Here is a 19,430-nt window from a genome sequence, read left to right as displayed (position 1 = left end):
AATTTTATATCTACAAAGTATGTCAAGGAGCAATGATACCCTCGATTGAGGGCTCTCTTTGAGGATAATTATCCAATGGTATTTGTTTCCAATTTTCTTGATTTTCAAATTGATACCTCAAGAAATCATCAGTATCATTGATTCGGAGTTTTTCTCGATTTCTTTTGGTGATCCTATCTATCAGCTCTTTGAAAGTGTTGAAGGCGAGATTTTGGGATACTGAGATGCCATAGGTGGCCACATTTCTGGAAAGAGATAGGGAGGTGAAGGTGTTGAAATTGTTTCTATTATAAATCCTCAACCTGTACCTTCCATCTTGTGTGATCAGGTACTCTGCCTGCCAGTCACCAGCGATACTATTGATATCTGCGTTACCTTGTAGGTCTGTAAATCCTCCATCTCTAGATACCCGAAGCCTTCCATCCAGAAATGTATAAGCCACACGCAGCTGAAAGGTCTCCAGCGCACTCTGGTCGAGGCTTGCTAGGTCTATATCTACTTCGAGATTTGAATCCACTTGAGAGATGAAGCTGTTCAATTGTGAAGAAAGCAACTGGCTGAGGTTGGAGCTTGCTATATTGCTGACACCACTAAACTGGCCCTCTGGAGAGAAGGAGCGCATCATGATTACAGAGAATACTTGCCTGTTTTTTTCCTGCTCATCATTTGCGATTCTATTTCTGAATGCTGAAATGTAGGTTTGAATATTACCTTCAGGATACTCAGAAAAGTCAAAGTCAAAATCGATTTGAGGACTCAAAATATTTCCTTTCAAGTCCATGATAACTTTCAATGGCCACCTTCTTCGCATTTGAGGATCTTCTAGCTCACTGCCTTGCGTGGTCCCAGTTTGGAGGTTCTGTAGTGAAACGGATTCTTGGTAAGTGGCTCTGAGATCCATGATTCCTTCATATGGGTCGCCAAACCACGTTATTCTCCCTCCAGGCTGGACGTTGAATTCTCTTCTGATGATGTTGTAAAGTGAAAAATTGTATTTGGCTTCTGTGATTTCATAATTTCCAGACATGGAGAAGTTTCCTTGAGTGTCGATATTTAGGGAAAGTACACCTCTACCTCTTCCTTGGATATTTTCTCCAGTTCTCGGATCAATTTGAATTTCCACATAAGCGTCTGGCGTTACATCCAGGTCAAAGTTCATTCGGACATTATTGATCGTAAGTTTTTCTACAGATTCTTGAAAGTCAATTAACTGAGTAGTATCTCTGATGTTGATGATCCTTATAAAATCTTCCTGTGCCTGTACATTTGAAGAGCCCATAGGAATGAATATTCTCGTATTTGCTTGAGAGGTAGCTTTGGCATTGATATCTAGATTATTTGCTGCTCCAAAGATATCCAATCTACCAGAGGCATATGCAGTACCATAGAAGAGATCATTGTCTCTTGAACTAGTATTCAATACTTGGAAATTATCCATATTTGCTGTTATGTCTAGCAAAAAGTCTCTGAATCCATCATGCGTGATACCACCTCTCATTCTCGATAAATTACCATTTACATCTTTGAGGGTGATTTCTCTGAATGAAATATCGTTGGCACCAAAAAGTAAATTTCCATCCAAGGTATAAAAAGTGTTGAGATAGTTGATTTTGAGTGAACCTCCGTTGACATTTCCGGTTCCTGTGACTAGAGGGGTAGATATCGTGCCACTGATGTCTAGATCACCATTGACCATGCCCCCCATTTGGGAGATGTATTCATCAAGGAATGGCTCCATGATAGAGATATTGGCTTCACGGAGTCTCGCTTTTAGGCTAATTTCATCACTTTCACCACTCAAGTAGCCATTGACCGCAATTACTTTCTTTCCTTCTCGCGTGTTGGTGAGCTCTAAATTTATCCTATTGTCGGCTAGATAAGTAGCAGCTTCAATGTCTCCAATCAGGAAGTTGTTTATATAAAGATCTTCAATGTCTAAGTTTCCGTTGATCTCTGGCTCTTGGTATAGGTTACTTATTGCAAATATTCCATTGGCACGTCCTTCATAAGATTTTAAGCTGAGCGTATTGAAAAAATCAAGGTTGAGCTCATTGATTTCAAGACTAAGGATTTGCTCAGGGTCAGGTGAAATGTTTCCATTTACGGCTAAATATTGGTTGTCATTGATCAGCTTGATGCCCTCAAACAATACCTCCTTATTAGCTACGTATATTTGGTTGTCTGGTGCAAAACGCCATATTTTGTCGAGGACCTTAAGTTCAGAAGGATCCATGATGATAGAGGTATGGTCAGGGTATAGCCGAATCTCACTGTTGAGATTTATGTAGCTATCATTACTAAATTGGTCCTGCTTGTAAGTGAAATCTATGCTGTTTTGATCCCAAATAGCTTCTAGTACTAAATTGTTGAACAATAATCCGTTACGTAAGACTTGTTCTTTAGAAAATATATAAAAAGAGGCTAATACATCTTCAGCATTGGATAGTTTTGAAGTGTTGAAATCAATATTAGTATCGAATAGGAAGCTTCCATTGTAATATATGGAGTCGATACTAGAAAAGAAATTGAAGATTGTATTATCGGGTGTCTGATAAAATGCTCCTTCGACAAGTGTGTTTTTTGAAATCGTCGCTTTTGGCTCTATGATATTTAGTATCGGATTGAAATCTATAAAATTGAGATTGATGTCAATATTGTAAGGATCAAAACCTTCAGCCTTTTGCTTTGACTGTGGTACTGGAGAGTTGGTCAGAATAGCCAAATATTGTTTGCTGAGCAGGGTTACATCATTGATCAGCCTTTGTACTTCAAAATTCCCTGAAATTCCTGCGACAAGTAAGTCTGAATTGAGTGAAATAAGCCTAGAGTCATCAGTAAAAAGAGATTGAAAGAAAAAGTTGTCTATGGATAGATTTCTTCCTTCATAACTCAGACCTATCTCGCTAAACCTTGCAATTCCTTCTATATTATCTAGTGATATGCCTTTGGTGTCGATATCTACTTTGCCACTGACGAAAAGGTCCCTATCCAAAATTTTCAAATCTTGAAGATATGCTGAATCTATGGAAGCATTTAGCCTCACAGAGTCTTTCCCATCTCTGAGATCCAAGACACCATCAAATGCTGCTTTGAGGTTTGGATCATTTACTTTGAGTTTACCACTGAACAAGTCTTTACCGAAAGTTGCGTTGCTGGTGATGTTCGTATAGTTGTACTGGTTGATGCCCAGCTTTCTGATATTTGCATCTACTTGGACGAGTGCTGTTTCTAAGGTAAGACCAGTGCCCCGAATTTGTCCTGTGAGTGAGACTTTTTGAAAATTCTCTTTGTCTTCAAGTAAAATACCCAAATCCAAATCGCGCAGTTCAACGCGACCATTATAGCTATTTTGATTGTTGGTTTTTTTGTAGTTTACTCTTCCGATCATTTGACCTATTCCTGTTCGGAAGTTACCATTGGCAGTGAAGTTAGTCAGAAATCCAGAAAAGTCAGTGTCAAACCTGATGTCCCTGAACTTGTTGATTTCACGTTGTGCTTCCTTACTGATATAAGGAGATAAATCGTTGCTGTTCAAGACTGAATTGAGGAGAGACATTTCAAAGAATGTTTCATCAACGTATGGCAACCCAGAGATTTTGAACTTACCAAAAAGTGCTGACCGCTGTCCAAATCTTATAAGCAACTGATTCGAGTTCAATTTATCAACAGTTCCAAAGATATCTCCACTCAAGGTGATTTTATCTTCAAAACCAGGGATTTGATCAGAAAAGTAGCGTAAGTCTTGAAAGTCTAAAGTAGATTCATCGAGACTTGCTAGAATTTCCACTTCATGGTTGAAATTTGACAATGCGGCTATAGACTCGTAAGAAAATTTCAGATAATTTTTGATTTGAGTATCATTAGACCTGAGGTACAATTCATCAAACTCCATAAATGTAGGAGCAAATGTGAAGTTGGTTTGTAACTGCTGTATCACAATTCCTGAAGTCACTTCTATACCTCTGAGGAATTTTGTTTTGAAACCTATCTCACCGGCATAGGAGAAGAATTCATCAGCATCTGCGAGTAGGTCTCTAAACCTTAGTTTGTTATAATCAAAACCAGAAGTGACAGGTATACCGACATAGTTGATGATATCCAATGAAGTTTCTTCAAGAAATATATTTCCTATGCTGAATTTTGGCTGAGAAGATGGTTTATCTGACCTAGGTATGAGGCTATTGATCCTGTCAAAAAATACAGAGATATTCATTCCTTCCCCTTCTATGTGAGAAAGGAGTCTTACATTTCCATTGATCAGTTTGATTTGATCCAAACTAGGATTGTCTCGATCTAGAAGCCCCTTGACCGAAAAGTCAATATAGACCTCTTTGAGATTGACCATCAAGCTATCTTTGTGGTCATATACCAAAACATCGTCTAGGCTAATAGCATCCCACCACCTGATATTCACACGAGAGATAGAGGTAGCAAAGCCTGTGTTTTTAGTGATAAAATCAGTCAGGTAGCTTGTGGCCTTGGTTTGGATAGCTGGAATTTGAAGTGCAGCTGCGATCAGTACAATGCTCAATATAAGGAAAAGAGTGAACCTGAAGAGCAGTTTTAAGGCTTTCAGTAAAATTTCCGTAACTTTCGACTTCTTTTCCAAAGGAGTATAACAAAATGAATGTAAATATTCTTGCTATCGAATCATCCTGCGATGAAACTTCAGCAGCTATCATATCAAATGGCAAAATACTTAATAATATTGTCGCCACGCAATCGGTTCATGAAAAATATGGCGGAGTAGTACCAGAATTAGCTTCTAGGGCACATCAGCAGCACTTGATTCCTGTAATTCATGAAGCAATCGAATCTTCTGGTATTCCCAAGGATCAACTGTCTGCCGTAGCTGTGACCTTGGGACCTGGTTTGATGGGTTCATTGATGGTAGGTGTGTCTTTTGCCAAAGCTTTTGCCTTTTCATTGGATATTCCTTTGATTGCAGTGAATCATATGGAGGCTCATATTTTGGCACATTTTATTGATGATCCAAAGCCAAAATTCCCATTTATCTGTCTGACTGTAAGCGGAGGACATACGCAATTGGTTTTGGTGAAAAGTCACCTCGATATGGAAGTGATTGGTGAGACTATGGATGATGCAGTAGGAGAAGCTTTTGATAAAACGGCTAAGCTTCTTGGCCTTCCGTATCCGGGTGGTCCCTTGATTGATAAGCATGCAAAACAAGGGAATCCAAAGGCATATCAGTTTCCCATTTCGGACATGCCAGGTTTGACATTTTCATTTAGTGGAATCAAAACAGCCATATTATACTTTCTAAGAGACAACTTGAAGCATGATGCTGATTTTATATCCAAGCACATTGATGATATCTGTGCTTCAGTACAACATACCTTGATCCAAACACTGATGCAAAAGCTTAAAAAAGCATCCAAAACCCACGGAATCAAGGAAATTGCCATAGCTGGAGGAGTATCAGCTAATTCTGGCTTGCGTAGTGAATTGGAACTTTTGGCCAAAAAGCTTCATTGGAATGTATACATACCAAAATTTGAATATTGTACAGATAATGCCGCTATGATAGCCATGGCAGCACATTACAAGTTCGCCAAAGGAGAGTTTGTAGGTTTAGATATTAGCCCAGAAGCCAGAATGAAGATTGGGTGAAGTGTGGTAGTGAATTAATCAGTACGAATCGAAACAGTAAGTTCAATATTTTAGAGGAAAGCTTAAGCTTTGTAATATAAAGAATAGTATGAATAAGAAATCGAGATTTGAGAAAATCATCAATATAAAAAATAAAAAGGCGAGCTATGAATTTGAGTTTATAGAGAAGTTTGTGGCTGGGATTGTTTTGAAAGGTACGGAGATCAAATCTATTCGTGAGAGTAAGGTCTCTTTGACTGAAGCGTATTGCTTTTTTAGAAGTGGGGAATTGTATATCAAGCAGATGCATATTGCTCCATACTCTATGGCGGCTAGCTACAACCATGATGCAGTTCGAGAGCGAAAATTATTGCTTAACAAAAAAGAACTTGATAAATTAGAAACTAAATTTTCTGAAAAGGGACTTTCTATCATTCCAGTCAGAATTTTTGTCAATGATAAAGGACTAGCCAAAATGGAAATTGCACTTGGTAGAGGTAAAAAATTACATGACAAAAGGAATGATATCAAAGAAAAAGACCTTAAAAAGGAATTGAGTAGAATGGCCTATTAAACATATTGCTTACACAACTTGTTTTTTGGCCATAGATGTTCAGATGAACGATTATGGAAAAACGAGTTTTAGTATTGAACATGGATCATTCACCCATTGCTGTGATTACAGTTCAAAAGGCCTTTGTATTGATTTTTTTGGAAAAGGCTACTTGCCTGTCACATTATGAAGGGCTAGAAGTGAGAACAGTGAATGAGGTCTTTTCTTACCCAGCGGTCTTAAGGTTGAATGAGTATAAAAATATTCCTTTCAGAGGTGTATTACTGAATCGAAACAACCTATTTCGCCGAGATAAAGGGACTTGTCAATACTGCGGCTCAAAGAAGAATCTTACTATAGATCATGTAATCCCTCGGTCCAAAGGTGGTAAGACAAACTGGACCAACCTCACTACTGCCTGCAACAGATGCAATGTCCTCAAAGGCGATAAGACACCCGAACAATCTGGCCTTATTCTTCAATCAAAACCATTCAAACCAAGCCTGGCATTTTTTCTAGCCGAGTATGCTGAGCGACAAGCAGAAGAATGGTTGCCATTCCTAAGTGTACGAGCATATTGACATTTGGAATGGTTATTGTCCCCAAGTGTCTTTAATCTAACTTTCATGAAGCAATCAAAAAATATCTTTAAAGTAGGTAACAAAGTTGCCCTAGGCTTTTTTCTTGCTGCATTTCTTGTGATAAGTGTAAGTGTAGTCACATTTTTTAGTATTCGAAACCTTCTTGATACAGTAGAAAATTTATCCGAACCCAACGAGAAATTGAGGCAACTCAATGGGCTTATGGCTGATGTGTATTTGCTGGATATGTCCAAAGCAGATAGGACTTCTGACAAAGACTCTATTTTCAATGAAGCCTATCAAAGAATAGTAAGCAGGCTAAAGTGGCTCGATAAAAATGCTGAAGATAGTCTGGAAATTTACAGTTTTGAAAAAATCAATATCAATATTCAAGAGCTGCTTGTGTCCTATGCTGGTCTGGAAGAAGTAAGGTATAGGCTAACCAATAGAAACTTCAGTCAAGAGGCTTTGAAGAGTATTGAAATCAAAATTAAAAGGCAAAAACAATCTTCCGAATTGGAGTTTTTGGGAAATCTACGTAGAAGGGAGCTTTTTGAAAACAGAGATAGAAGAAGTGACAACAATTCCGAGGGGGTATTGAGTGCAGATGATAATGACAATATCACTGAAATCGTGGAAGAAATAGAGGCATTGAATATTGCTCAATCTGGCTCCAGATTGAGTAAATCAGAGTCTGACTCTGTGTTATTGGCTTTGAGAAATTTGGTAACGAGACTTTACAAGGATGAGCAAGAGCTCAGAGAGAATTTTGTAAGAATGGAAGCATCTCTTCAAGGGAAAAACGCTGAGGTGTTTTCAGAGATACAAACATTGATAGGTAATCTACAACGAAATTTACTTGGACAATACAAAGATCAGAATCAATCTGCCTACAAGCTTACCTACAATGTATCATTAATACTTGGTGGCTTGGTGTTGTTTGGGATTGTGGGATCACTGGGTTTCGTCTACACCATTCTCAAGGAAGTGAGACAAGCAGATCGATATAGAGAAGGATTGGAAGAAGCTAAAAAGCAATCAGATAATTTGGCCGAGGCAAAACAAAACTTCTTGGCAAACATGAGTCACGAGATTAGAAATCCTTTACACGCAATACAAGGGTATCATGGTGCCTTGGCAAAATCACAACTTAATGAACAGCAAGTTGAATTTGTGAAAATGATAGGTTTTGCTTCTGGTACGCTTATGCAAATAGTCAATGACATTCTCGATTTTTCAAAGTTGGAGGCTGGAAAGATCGCAATCTTAAGAGAACCATTTGATGGACTAAAACTTTTTCATGCCATTCAAAGCTTCTTTTCTTTCCGAGCTGAGGAAAAAGGTATTGATTTCGACTGGACTATCGAACTTCCCGAGGATAAATCACTTATCGGTGATGAGCTTCGAGTCAATCAAATCTTGAATAACTTAATCTCTAACGCGCTGAAATTTACACAAGAGGGAAGCATCAAAGTATATATCGCCTATGAGGATGAATGTCTAAAAATGGAAGTAACAGATACGGGTATAGGCATGTCAGAGGAAGTGAAACGCAAGGTATTTGATGAATTTGATCAAGGAGAGAGTTCAGTAACTCGTAGGTTTGGAGGAACAGGATTAGGACTTTCGATAGTCAAGCGACTTGTAGATTTACAGTCTGGAGAAATAGAAGTGGAAAGTGTAGTGGGTGAGGGGTCGACTATTATGATCAAAATCCCCATGAATCTTGGTGAGCCTGTCATGGAGGAGGATGTTGAGTCCAGTCTTGAGTTTAGCCTTGAAGGTTTTGACTTTTTGGTTGTGGACGATGACGCAATGGGAGTAAAGTTGATCAAGCTACTTTTAGAAAGCCGAGGAGCTCAAGTGAACTCCTTTTCAGGTGGAGTAGATTTCAATCAAAACTATAAAGGCGAACATTTTGACCTCGCATTAATAGATATTCAGATGCCTGAGATTGGGGGAGTAGAGGTGCTCGAACTCCTTTTGAAAAAATTCAATAAAACCTCAGATGTGATCATAGCCATGACGGCCAATGTATTTGCGGAAGAACATCAAGGATTGATCAATCGTGGATTTAAAAATGTATTATTGAAACCATTTGATGAATCTAAAATTTATGATTTACTCAAGAAAAATTTAAAAAAACCATTGAAGTTGAAAAAGGAAAAAAGCGAAGATACGGCTAACATTAGAAATGTCACTCCTTTGGAATATGACCTCAGCGATATGAAGCGCTTTGCCATGGGGGATGAAGAGCTATTTGCAGAGATCATGCAGGATTTTGTGGAGGCTGGAAAAGAAGACGTGATTAAGCTAGAGTCGGGACTTGATCAAGAAGATTTTTCCAAAATCAGGGAGGTCGCTCATCAGCTAGCCAGTAGATTAGGACAGATTAAATCAAAGCTTTCTGAGCAAGCTAAAGACATAGAAATCGCAGTCAAGTCAGATGAATTAGAGGGGGTTATAGAAAAGACTTCTCACCTCATTTCTGAATTGAAAAAGCTTATTGCCGATTTGGAGGAGAGGTAGATTTACTGCATTTGAGATGTAATTGCATTTTTTATTTTGATGAAATATTACAGAAATGCAATGAAGAGGTAACAGTTATGAAGCTTTATAATTAAGTTAATATTGATATACGGAACTTTGCCAATAACATTACAAAATTCCGATTTATCTAACTTCCGATATAAATTGATATTGGATACTTATAGATATTGACCATTAACAACCTGTTAAGCCAATGAATTGAAGTTACTGGTAAAAAAGCGTATAATCAGATAAGTTAATATAAAAATCAGAAAAGACATACCAGTGGAATGTTTCTATAGCCTATTTTAACATTTTTATTAGTGATGATAGCATTTTTGGTAATTATGCTCTTTTAAAAAGGCGATATTGTGAGTTTTAGACTCAAATGTTCCACCATTTGATTTTCTTATAGACCTTCTGAAGAAAAAATATTTACTGAAATGATATCCACGAGATGCCTTAATCATTAAAAAATAAACTACTTGGTAGCATTAGCAAAAAGGACTTTGCTTTGTTTTAATCCAGTTTTTAGTAAAACATACCAAGTCAGTTTAGGTTTTTTTAATGGCTGTCTACATTTTTATAGTAATTCAATTCACTATCAAGCATTTTGTATTTGATATAGCTATCTATCTCCATTGGTTCACCTTTAATTTTGCTAGAAGGCATTGCAGATACAGAAGTGTAAAAGCTAAATGAATTGGTTGAAATTTCGGAATCTTTCAAGGCTTCAAATATAGCTTCCAACTCAACAGGCACTTGCTTCTAATAACCCAATAAAAAATCAGTGGGTATTCTTTGTAGATTATAACCCATATTTCTTCATCTTATTATATAGCGTTTTTCTGTCTATACCCAGTTGCTCCGCAGTCTTGCTCTTATTAAACTGATTGGCAAGGAGGATTTCCTGAATTACATTCTTTTCCTCATCCTGTTTCAAAGCTTTGACCGTTTGATGAGAGGAGCTTGTTGATCTTTTGTTTGTAATTTCATCAGGTAATACGCCAAGTGTGATTTGACTTGAGTTTTCCAAAAGTGTAGCTCTTCTCACGATATTTCGCATTTCCCGCAAGTTACCAGGCCATTCATACTTCAAAAATTTATTAACAACCTCTTTAGAAAACTCCTTTGCTTCTTTGTTTAATTTTTCACAACTCTCTAAAAGAAACTGTCCGGCGAATAGCATAAGATCATCTTTTCGTTTTCTAAGTGGAAGCGCTTTGATAGAGAATTCATTGAGCCTGTAGTATAAATCTTCTCTAAAAAGCCCTGATTTAACTTGATCTTGTAGGTTCTCGTTGGTAGCGGCGAGTATTCTTACATCGATAGAGATCTCTTGTGTACTTCCTATTTTTCTTATTTTTTTCTCTTCAAGTGCTCTCAATAGCTTGATCTGTGACTCATAATCTAAGTTTCCCACTTCATCCAAAAAGATGGTGCCTCCATTGGCAGCCTCAAAATGTCCTGTGGTAGTTTCATTTGCACCAGTGAAGGCACCTTTTACATGTCCGAAAAGTTCACTTCCTGCAAGGTCTTTGGAGAGAGTGCCACAGTCTACTGCCACAAAAGGGCCTTGGCTACGGTCAGAAAATTGATGTATTCTCTTGGAAATGTATTCTTTTCCAGTGCCTGTTTCTCCTAAAATGATGACACTGAGGTCGGTTGGAGCGACTAGTTGTATGTGTTTTTCTATTTGTTGTGCATCTTCGCTATTGCCGACGATGTAATTTTCGCTACCAATAGTTTTTTTGACATTATCTTTTTCTTTTGCTTCTTCCTCTAATGCTTCTTTTACTGTCAGTAAGAGTTCGTCAGGATTGATAGGTTTGGTGATGTATTCAGTGGCTCCCATTTTCATGGATTTCACAGCAATACCAATATCCGAATAATTAGTAATGAGTATGACGGGAATATTTTTATCATAGGCTTTGAATTGTGCAAGCAATTCTAGCCCCGTGCCGTCGGGAAGTCTGAAGTCTGTTATTACTAAGTTGATTCCCTCTTTCTTACCTTCCAACAATCCATTTTTGACTGAATCCGCTGTCTCTACATTATAGCCGTTTCTTTCTAAAAAATTTTTGATAATTCTGGCGTAACTTAAATCGTCTTCTATTAGTAGGATTTTCTTCATTCAGGGTCAATTTGCTTATAAATTAAACGAAAAAAAAGGTGCAAGAAAAATTCTTACACCTTTTTTAGATTATAATGGAAGTGAGAATCAATCCTTCTTCACTTCATTACCTTCAGCATCGTATTTTTTATCGATACCTTCGCCGCCGTTATCAAACTTCACGACATAGTATTTTTTACTCTCTTTCATGCCTTCCCATGCTTCCTTGATAGCTAATTCAGAAACCATCGCATCTTCCTTGATAGTTTTCTTCACAGCAGCTGGGAGATTTTCAGGCTCGATTTTGGTTTTGTCGTCCTGTGTATTAATCGTTACTTCTACCTTATCCAGTGTAGTAGCATTTCCCAACATAGGAGTAGTCGCTACTCCAAAAGCAAACATTGCGGCAATCATCATGTGATTTTTCATAATTATGGTGTTTTGGTTAGTAATAAATTGGTTAAGTAATCTAATTAGTGGCTAGTCATCTATGGAGTATAGAAACTTTTTTCTAATTCCGTAGCGTAAAATTCATTCAATACATCATCTCCTTGTTTGAACCTTTGCTTTTGAATCGAATATGAAGATCCTAAGATCAGAAGCAATAGACCAATTAAGAAGGACGATATTAGGGTGAATTTTTTCATATGTAAATATCATATGAAAACATTGTACCATTATCCAAAACCATGCCCAAAATCAAATATATTGGATTTTTTCATTAAAAAATGTGGAAAAATTACTCAAATTGAGATTTCGAAATTCCCCAAAATGTGGAATTACTTACTGTGTGGCATTGTAGGTGCTTTTACAATGCGAGCTTCATGCTTTTATAAAATTTAATACTTCGAGCATTTCCTTCTTTTATCATATAAAAAAGAGCTAACTTTGTGAGCTCAAATATAACTTTCATCCATTTTCAATGAGTGATCAAATCAAACATGAGTGTGGTATTGCAATGATTAGGCTTCGAAAGCCCCTTCAATACTACATCGATAAGTACGGCTCTCCATCATATGTTTCAAATAGGCTCTATGTATTGATGCAAAAGCAAATCAATAGAGGTCAAGATGGAGCTGGGGTAGCTAATATTAAAATCAATACCAAGCCAGGCACTAGATACATCAGCAGGTACAGGTCTATTGAGTCCCAGGCAGTAAATTTTATCTTCGACAAGATTCAGAAAAAGTACAAAAAGGCCAGAAAGTTGGGAGGAGATGAGGCTCTTTTTGATGCTGAATGGTTGAAAGAGAACATTGCATTCACTGGAGAGGTGTGGCTAGGTCACTTAAGATATGGGACACACGGGGAGAATAGCATCGAGACATGTCATCCATTCTTGAAGCAAAATAACTGGAGAAGTAGAAATCTCGTCATGGCGGGTAACTTCAATATGACCAATGTAGAAGAGCTTTTCGGAAAGCTGGTAGATCTAGGTCAGCATCCCAAGGAAAAGACGGACACAGTTACCGTAATGGAAAAGATAGGACACTTTTTAGATGAAGAGAATCAGCGGATTTTTGATAAATACAAACTTCAGTATACCAATGAACAAATTACCGCAGTAATAGAAGACGAGCTCGATGTTGCTAGGATCTTAAGAAGATCTTGTAGGGATTTTGATGGGGGGTACGCTATGGCAGGCTTGATTGGTAATGGTTCTAGCTTTGTGGTGAGAGATCCTTCTGGTATCAGGCCAGCCTACTATTATGCAGATGATGAATTTGTGGTGGTTGCTTCCGAAAAACCAGCTATCAAATCAGCATTTGATATTGATTTCAAGGAAATAAAGGAGATTCAACCTGGTCATGCTTTGGTAATCAACAAAGATGCAAGCTTTGGAGAATATGAAATCATGCCTGCAAGGGAAAAGAAGTCATGTTCTTTTGAAAGAATATACTTCTCAAGAGGTACTGATCCAGATATTTACAGAGAGAGAAAAAATCTTGGTAAAGCCCTGATTCCACAGATATTGAAAGCCATAGATTTTGACTTGAAAAATACAGTATTTTCTTACATACCAAATACAGCTGAAACAGCCTTTTTGGGAATGATAGAAGGTATAGAGGACTATTTGAGTGCCAAAAGAAGAGAAGTCCTGCTTGAAGGAAAGCCACACTTGGAAGATTTGGAAGAGTTATTGAACTTTAGGCCGAGGGTGGAAAAGCTCGTCTCCAAAGATGTCAAGTTGAGAACTTTTATCACCAATGACTCAGACAGGGATGCCATGGTTGCTAATGTATATGATACAACCTATGAAGTAGTCCGATCGGGGATAGATACTTTGGTGGTCATAGATGATAGCATCGTACGAGGTACCACATTAGAAAAGAGCATCTTGACTACCTTGGATAAGTTGAATCCAAAAAGAATCGTAATTGTCTCTTCTGCTCCTCAAATTAGGTTTCCTGATTGTTACGGTATAGATATGTCCAAGATGAAGGAATTTATAGCCTTTAGAGCGACGATCCAATTGATAAAGGATCGAGGCATGCATTCTCTTCTTGACCAAGTATATTCCAAAGCCAAAGAGGGTGATGTCTTGAAACATAATTATGTAAAAGGTTTGTATGAACCATTTACAGATCAAGAAATAGCTGATAAAATAGCCGAAATCATAACTTCTGAGGATATTTCTGCCGAAGTAAAGGTGATCTATCAGACTGTCGATAATCTACATAAAGCTTGTCCTGATCATTTAGGAGATTGGTATTTCACTGGGAACTTTCCAACTCCAGGTGGAATGCGAGTAGTCAATAAAGCCTTCGTTAATTTCATGGAAGGCAAAGCGATCAGAGCATATTAAAAAAAAGCAGCCAATTGGCTGCTTTTTTTATAAACCTTTGATAACTGATAGAAGCTCATCGGGGTTGATAGGTTTAGAAATAAAAGCATCGGCGCCCTTATCTATAGCCTTTGAGGCTACATCTTGATCTCCATACCTTGTGATCAAGATGGTTTTAGCTTCTTCATTTTTTGTCTTGAGTTTTTCTAGAATTTCTATACCATTCATATCTGGTAATCTATAATCTAAGATAGCAAACGCAAACTTGTTCATTTCCATCAACTCTATGGCATCTTTGCCATTTTGCGCATCTAGAACTTCATAATTATTCTTAGTGAGAAACTTTGTCAATATCTTACAGAAGACCACATCGTCTTCTACTATCAATACTTTATTGTTCATGATTTTTGGATTTAGTGGTTAATGTAATCTTTTATTGCGCTATTTCCATAAGATTTGATAGCATTTTGATCAATGGCATATACAGCCATAGTGCTTTGTACAAATCCTTTGATCAATTCATCTATCCCCAGTCCCAATTGTCCAAAGTTGCGAATATCAAATAACATAAGCCTTTCATCTGCATAGGTCCACCCATCTTCTCCCTTGATAGATAGGTTGGTGCCATAGACTTCCCATGAATTCATATCCTCTGGTAGCTCTTGGTTCAATGGAAATCTTGATCTTCTGCTGTATACAGCTAATGGTCTGATTCCTTCTTCTGTGGCATGCATCATTAGCCTAAGATCAAAAGCAAAGCTTCTACCTTTTGAATCTGGAATGGTTCCGACATGATACCATGCAGATGTAGGATCTAGATTTCTGCTGAAATTACTGTGTATCAGTTCCTGTATGAGGTATTCATCATTTGGATCTATTTCAGACATGGCATGATCAAGTTCTGATTGGCTGATGACTGTATATACACCTTGACCTGCATTAGAATCCGGAACCTTGATCACCATACTTCCGCCCAGTCGGTCAAAATGTCCTTGCAATTCTGCATACTTCACTTTTCTGAAAGTTTTCGGGGTGAAGATACCTATGCCTTTGTCTTTATACTTCTCATTGAAGACATCATAGGCGGCGCTTGCGATCTCTTTGTTTCTTCCTCCAGCCAGACAAGCTTCTATTGGATTGAGGATAAGTGTTTTGGTTTTTTCTGGAAGTCTAGTCCATGGCTCCTGAGTGACGTAACGGAATGAAGCTCTGATTTGTACCCATTCTTCTTTTTCATTTTTGATGAACATGACGCCATCTTCAAATTTTACTGGGGGATCTATATCTGCTTTGTCAAACTTCGCCAAATAGACATTTTCTCCAAATACGTCTGCCACAGTAGCAGCGTAACCAATGTTTTCCATGGGGTTTTTATCATAGATCACAGCAAGAGCACCTTCCATTTGATGCGCATTGACCATAGGCTTGAAGGTCTGTTCTATCAATCTCTTGTATCCTCCTTGCTCTACATTAAGATCCAGAAGAGGCATTGATTTTTGTCCAGAAGGACAGCTGTTAGTTTCTATTACGGTCAATTTCCTGTTGCCCTCGTGATTGGTGACATGCATCAGGTCAGTTCCTGCCCATCGAAAATACTGTGGCTGATACCTGAGGATCTCCATAAGAGTCTCTAGGTCGCTTTGAGGATGAAGTCTGTGATATCTTTCTGCTATTTGCTCATGGGATAGGTTGAGAAAATAGGCCACCAGTGGGTGGATGTTAGAATTCAGTACACGTGGATACCAATGATCTGTGGGTTCAAAGTCACCAGGCTCTACCAGGTGTACATTTTTAGAAATAGATAATTTCATATGATTATTTGTGTTAAATGCTATATTTTATAAATAAGTGATTCTACTGTGTCCCAATTTTTCCAAAGCATCAGAATACCACTAAGCACCATGCTAGCCACTACAATCTGTCTGAAGAATAAATCTGACATTTTGGAAAGGATGATTTTACCTATATAAACTGCAACCATGGACGTGACACCTATAAGTATACCATACTTGAGAACTTCCCCAGTGACATATCCAAAGTAGGCATATGATATGATTTTAGTAATGTGTAGAATGATTGCATTGGCCGAGCGAGTACCAAGTAGGGATTCTTTGCTGATGCCATAGTTAAGGTATGCTGAGTTCATCAAAGGACCTACCCCGCCGATCAATCCTGAGAGAAATGCTACCACAAGCCCCATGGGAGCAAAATGCCAAGCTTTGATTTTGAACTTTGACTTTTTTGGTTTTCTAAATTGTACGACGGTGGATACTAGCAATAATCCGATGAGAATCTGAAGGTAGTCACTGGAAAGACTAGCAAATAATCTAGCTCCCAATATAGATCCAATGATAGTAGATGGGAAGAGCCATGCAAAAAGCTTCCAATCTATATCTCTCCAAAAAAATGCTACTTTTGAAGTAGAACTTAATCCAATGCTGATGGCCATAACAGGTGCCACTGCTTTGACTCCTACGACCACTGCTACCAGAGGCATAAGTAAGAGACTTGCTCCTCCCCCTGTAAGCGTACTCAAAATAAACACAATGAATGCGCCGATTAATATTAAGATTAACTGCATAAATAATTAAGGATGATAGAAGAAGCGTAGTTTCAATATTACGCTCATTATTGATTTACTTTTTTTGCTATCTAAGAAAATTCCATACCAGTTTTTGTAATTTTAGCTTTCTTTACTTAATGATAAATCATATTCTATGGGGATTGTTTCCCCAAAATGAGTAAAAATTGAAATAAACTTCCTGAAAAATACTATGAATGTAAATATCCCATTATTAAAAAGTATTTGCGAAATCGCTGGAGCACCAGGTTTTGAAAAACGCATTAGAGATTTGGTCATCGAAACAGTTCGCCCTCATGCAGATGAGGTCAAGGTGGACAATATGGGGAATGTGATTGTTGTTAAAAAATCTAAAAAAAATCCTGACCAGAAAAAGATTATGGTGGCCGCCCATATGGATGAGATTGGATTTATTGTAACCCATATTGATGACAATGGATTTGTGAGATTTCATACTTTAGGTGGATTTGATCCAAAGACACTTACAGCTCAACGTGTAATCATACACGGTAAAAAAGATTTGGTAGGAGTGATGGGTTCTAAACCTATTCATGTTATGAGCCAAGAGGAGAGAGGCAAACTTCCAAAGACCACAGATTTCTTTATCGATCTCGGGATGAATAAGGAAGAGGTTCTCCAATATATATCTGTCGGAGATCCTGTAACTAGAGATAGAGAGCTGATAGAAATGGGGGATTGTGTGAACTGCAAATCTATCGATAACCGAGTGGCTGTTTATATTTTGATTGAGACATTGAGGACTATATCTGATCCAGCTTATGATTTGTATGCTGTCTTTACTGTTCAAGAAGAAGTAGGTATAAGGGGTGCAAATGTAGCTGCTCATGGAATCAACCCAGATTTTGGTATTGCTTTAGATACTACTATTGCATTTGATGTGCCGGGGGCTCAGGCTCATGAGAAAGTGACAGAGCTGGGGAAAGGTACAGCAATCAAGATCATGGATGCCATGACTATATGTGATTACAGAATGGTAGATTTTATGAAAAAGACAGCCAATGATCACCAGATTCAATGGCAACCAGAGATATTGACAGCGGGTGGGACGGATACAGCTGGTGTACAGCGAATGGGGAAAAATGGTGCTATCGCAGGAGCCATATCAATCCCGACAAGGCACTTACATCAAGTAATCGAAATGGCGCACAAGAATGATATTGTCGAAAGCATCAAACTTCTCAATGCGTGCATTGAAGATTTGGATCGATACGATTGGAGTCATTGATCGTGTAGATTGATAGAATGAAAGTTGCCTACCAGAAAGTGCTTAATTGTCCTTAATAGGAATAGGCACTTTCTCCTTTTATGGAGTCAGTTTTACAGATTTTTCAAAATCTGTCCACCTTACTATTTTTGTTTCTGATTATACGCTTTTTGCCAGTAATTTCAATTCATTGGCTCAACAGGTTGTTAATGGTCAATATCCATAAGTATCCAATATCAATTTATATCGGAAGTTAGATAAATCGGAATTTTGTAATGTTATTGGCAAAGTTCCGTATATCCAAAAAAAAATAAGCCCAAAGGGGATTTTGAAAGTTACAAGACCCCTCTTGGGCTTAAGTTGTTTATTGGAATAGCCGTGGCAAAACTGCAGAATGGCGAGGAAGTTTGAATTATCAAGATGGAAACTTTAATCTTCCTCAAAAACCAAAATATCTCCTGGTTGGCAATCCAAGGCTTTGCATATAGCTTCCAAAGTCCCAAATCTAATTGCTTTAGCTTTTCCAGTTTTCAAAATCGATAAGTTAGATAAGGTAATGTCTACTTTTTCGGATAGTTCATTCAATGACATTTTCCGTTTTGCCATCATGACATCTAGGTTTACGATTATAGGCATGATTAGACAGTTAGTTCGTTTTCATTTTGGATTTCTATACCTCTCTTGAATACTTGAGCAATCGCTATGATGATAGCACCCATGAAAAGGTACTCAAATCCACCAATAAAGTAAACTTGATGAACAGGCGGTATGTCAAATGCTCGTTTTGCCAACCATTTATAATATGATCCTGAAATGAAAATAGCAATACCTATTTGAAAGGCTACTGAGCTAATGTGCGTAATGATCTTAGCTACTTCTTGACTGAATGGGTGCACCAAATTGATCTTAAGAAATACCCTGATTACCAAGTAAAAAAGGTAAGCTTTGAGCCCCTCAATGCTAAACATCAAGCTTATCACAGCTAGGTAATGCATATAGGATTCGTTCAACAAACCATAGAGATTCAATCCCTCATACAGATCCTTTGCAACTATGGGATTGAAAAGACTGTAGACTGATGTGAACAGCAGAGTTCCAGCTTTTATACAAAGCCCAATAAATATTGACCAAATCACTACAGTGATTAACATTAGACCTGGCTGATTAAGCCATTTTTCTTTCCATTGATTTTTTAGATTCATGATTGTGAAGATTTATTTTTCAAATATTGATAAATATTTATTGTAAAACAATAAAAAAATAATTTTTAACAATAAAAATTTATTGTTGGGTATTTGGCTTTGTTATAAAAAAACGCTTTCATAGCCTTTCTCAAAGGATATTGAGAAGGATAATGAAAGCGTTTAATGATGGTGATTGATCAATTTATCTAAGTAAGACTCATTCTTTTGAGTTTTGCTTTTAGGGATTTATCCTTGGAATAAATGTGTGA

15 protein-coding genes are annotated in these 19,430 nt (G+C 37.6%); 6 read left to right on the top strand and 9 right to left on the bottom strand.

Annotation, left to right across the window (positions count from 1 at the left end):
* Window positions 1-22: 22 nt before the first annotated feature.
* The gene (locus MM214_RS16235) at window positions 23-4,531 is read right to left on the bottom strand and encodes a translocation/assembly module TamB domain-containing protein (protein WP_241297032.1); all 4,509 of its coding nucleotides are present in this window, start codon (window positions 4,529-4,531) and stop codon (window positions 23-25) included.
* A 92-nt stretch (window positions 4,532-4,623) separates the two neighbouring features.
* On the opposite strand from MM214_RS16235, the gene tsaD reads away from it, so the two are divergent.
* From tsaD to MM214_RS16215, 4 genes are all read left to right on the top strand, one after another.
* The gene (gene tsaD / locus MM214_RS16230; RefSeq protein WP_241297030.1) at window positions 4,624-5,631 is read left to right on the top strand and encodes a tRNA (adenosine(37)-N6)-threonylcarbamoyltransferase complex transferase subunit TsaD; all 1,008 of its coding nucleotides are present in this window, start codon (window positions 4,624-4,626) and stop codon (window positions 5,629-5,631) included.
* Window positions 5,632-5,719: 88 nt separating this feature from the next.
* Window positions 5,720-6,184: an SsrA-binding protein gene (smpB, locus tag MM214_RS16225; RefSeq protein ID WP_241297028.1), complete on the top strand. Its 465-nt coding sequence runs from the start codon at window positions 5,720-5,722 to the stop codon at window positions 6,182-6,184.
* 53 nt (window positions 6,185-6,237) lie between these two features.
* Window positions 6,238-6,744, top strand: a complete 507-nt coding sequence (locus MM214_RS16220; protein WP_241297026.1) for an HNH endonuclease — start codon at window positions 6,238-6,240, stop codon at window positions 6,742-6,744.
* 45 nt (window positions 6,745-6,789) lie between these two features.
* Window positions 6,790-9,273 carry a hybrid sensor histidine kinase/response regulator gene (locus tag MM214_RS16215; protein ID WP_241297024.1) on the top strand — a complete coding sequence of 828 codons (2,484 nt, stop codon included), beginning with the start codon at window positions 6,790-6,792 and terminating at the stop codon, window positions 9,271-9,273.
* A gap of 564 nt (window positions 9,274-9,837) precedes the next feature.
* Here the strand turns inward: MM214_RS16215 and MM214_RS16210 are convergent.
* The 3 genes from MM214_RS16210 to MM214_RS16200 form a co-directional block, all read right to left on the bottom strand.
* Entirely contained in the window at window positions 9,838-10,002 is a 165-nt protein-coding gene (locus tag MM214_RS16210; protein ID WP_241297021.1) for a hypothetical protein, read from the bottom strand.
* Window positions 10,003-10,081: 79 nt separating this feature from the next.
* Window positions 10,082-11,407 (bottom strand): sigma-54-dependent transcriptional regulator, encoded by a 1,326-nt coding sequence (locus MM214_RS16205; RefSeq protein WP_241297019.1) that lies wholly within the window; start codon window positions 11,405-11,407, stop codon window positions 10,082-10,084.
* An 87-nt stretch (window positions 11,408-11,494) separates the two neighbouring features.
* Window positions 11,495-11,815 carry a hypothetical protein gene (locus tag MM214_RS16200; protein ID WP_241297017.1) on the bottom strand — a complete coding sequence of 107 codons (321 nt, stop codon included), beginning with the start codon at window positions 11,813-11,815 and terminating at the stop codon, window positions 11,495-11,497.
* Window positions 11,816-12,308: 493 nt separating this feature from the next.
* On the opposite strand from MM214_RS16200, the gene MM214_RS16195 reads away from it, so the two are divergent.
* On the top strand, window positions 12,309-14,192 hold the full coding sequence (locus MM214_RS16195) for an amidophosphoribosyltransferase (protein ID WP_241297015.1): 1,884 nt from the start codon (window positions 12,309-12,311) through the stop codon (window positions 14,190-14,192).
* A gap of 27 nt (window positions 14,193-14,219) precedes the next feature.
* On the opposite strand, the gene MM214_RS16190 is transcribed toward MM214_RS16195, so the two are convergent.
* From MM214_RS16190 to MM214_RS16180, 3 genes are read right to left on the bottom strand one after another with little or no spacing between them, the layout of a single operon-like run.
* On the bottom strand, window positions 14,220-14,573 hold the full coding sequence (locus MM214_RS16190; protein ID WP_241297013.1) for a response regulator: 354 nt from the start codon (window positions 14,571-14,573) through the stop codon (window positions 14,220-14,222).
* A gap of 11 nt (window positions 14,574-14,584) precedes the next feature.
* A complete protein-coding gene (locus MM214_RS16185) occupies window positions 14,585-15,982 on the bottom strand; it encodes an ATP-grasp domain-containing protein (RefSeq protein WP_241297011.1) in 1,398 nt (465 codons plus the stop codon).
* A gap of 20 nt (window positions 15,983-16,002) precedes the next feature.
* Window positions 16,003-16,752, bottom strand: a complete 750-nt coding sequence (locus MM214_RS16180) for a sulfite exporter TauE/SafE family protein (RefSeq protein ID WP_241297009.1) — start codon at window positions 16,750-16,752, stop codon at window positions 16,003-16,005.
* Between the two features lie 193 nt (window positions 16,753-16,945).
* On the opposite strand from MM214_RS16180, the gene MM214_RS16175 reads away from it, so the two are divergent.
* The gene (locus tag MM214_RS16175) at window positions 16,946-17,998 is read left to right on the top strand and encodes a M42 family metallopeptidase (protein ID WP_241297007.1); all 1,053 of its coding nucleotides are present in this window, start codon (window positions 16,946-16,948) and stop codon (window positions 17,996-17,998) included.
* Between the two features lie 408 nt (window positions 17,999-18,406).
* Here MM214_RS16175 and MM214_RS16170 read toward each other — a convergent pair whose 3' ends face one another.
* Together MM214_RS16170 and MM214_RS16165 are read right to left on the bottom strand one after the other, a co-directional pair.
* The gene (locus MM214_RS16170; protein ID WP_241297005.1) at window positions 18,407-18,613 is read right to left on the bottom strand and encodes a helix-turn-helix domain-containing protein; all 207 of its coding nucleotides are present in this window, start codon (window positions 18,611-18,613) and stop codon (window positions 18,407-18,409) included.
* 2 nt (window positions 18,614-18,615) lie between these two features.
* Window positions 18,616-19,179, bottom strand: a complete 564-nt coding sequence (locus MM214_RS16165) for a DUF2975 domain-containing protein (RefSeq protein WP_241297003.1) — start codon at window positions 19,177-19,179, stop codon at window positions 18,616-18,618.
* Window positions 19,180-19,430 lie beyond the last annotated feature (251 nt).

Source organism: Belliella kenyensis, assembly GCF_022549675.1.
GTDB lineage: Bacteria > Bacteroidota > Bacteroidia > Cytophagales > Cyclobacteriaceae > Belliella > Belliella kenyensis.
The sequence above is the reverse complement of the archived record's forward strand: the minus strand, read 5'-3'. Positions and strand labels throughout refer to the sequence as shown.

Coding starts and splice junctions, on each gene's coding strand:
- MM214_RS16190 (WP_241297013.1), bottom strand. CDS start 14,573: ATGAACAATAAAGTATTGATAGTAGAAGACGATGTGGTCTTCTGTAAG.
- MM214_RS16180 (WP_241297009.1), bottom strand. CDS start 16,752: ATGCAGTTAATCTTAATATTAATCGGCGCATTCATTGTGTTTATTTTG.
- MM214_RS16175 (WP_241297007.1), top strand. CDS start 16,946: ATGAATGTAAATATCCCATTATTAAAAAGTATTTGCGAAATCGCTGGA.
- MM214_RS16200 (WP_241297017.1), bottom strand. CDS start 11,815: ATGAAAAATCACATGATGATTGCCGCAATGTTTGCTTTTGGAGTAGCG.
- smpB (WP_241297028.1), top strand. CDS start 5,720: ATGAATAAGAAATCGAGATTTGAGAAAATCATCAATATAAAAAATAAA.
- MM214_RS16205 (WP_241297019.1), bottom strand. CDS start 11,407: ATGAAGAAAATCCTACTAATAGAAGACGATTTAAGTTACGCCAGAATT.
- MM214_RS16165 (WP_241297003.1), bottom strand. CDS start 19,179: ATGAATCTAAAAAATCAATGGAAAGAAAAATGGCTTAATCAGCCAGGT.
- MM214_RS16215 (WP_241297024.1), top strand. CDS start 6,790: ATGAAGCAATCAAAAAATATCTTTAAAGTAGGTAACAAAGTTGCCCTA.
- MM214_RS16220 (WP_241297026.1), top strand. CDS start 6,238: ATGGAAAAACGAGTTTTAGTATTGAACATGGATCATTCACCCATTGCT.
- MM214_RS16185 (WP_241297011.1), bottom strand. CDS start 15,982: ATGAAATTATCTATTTCTAAAAATGTACACCTGGTAGAGCCTGGTGAC.
- MM214_RS16195 (WP_241297015.1), top strand. CDS start 12,309: ATGAGTGATCAAATCAAACATGAGTGTGGTATTGCAATGATTAGGCTT.
- MM214_RS16170 (WP_241297005.1), bottom strand. CDS start 18,613: ATGCCTATAATCGTAAACCTAGATGTCATGATGGCAAAACGGAAAATG.
- tsaD (WP_241297030.1), top strand. CDS start 4,624: ATGAATGTAAATATTCTTGCTATCGAATCATCCTGCGATGAAACTTCA.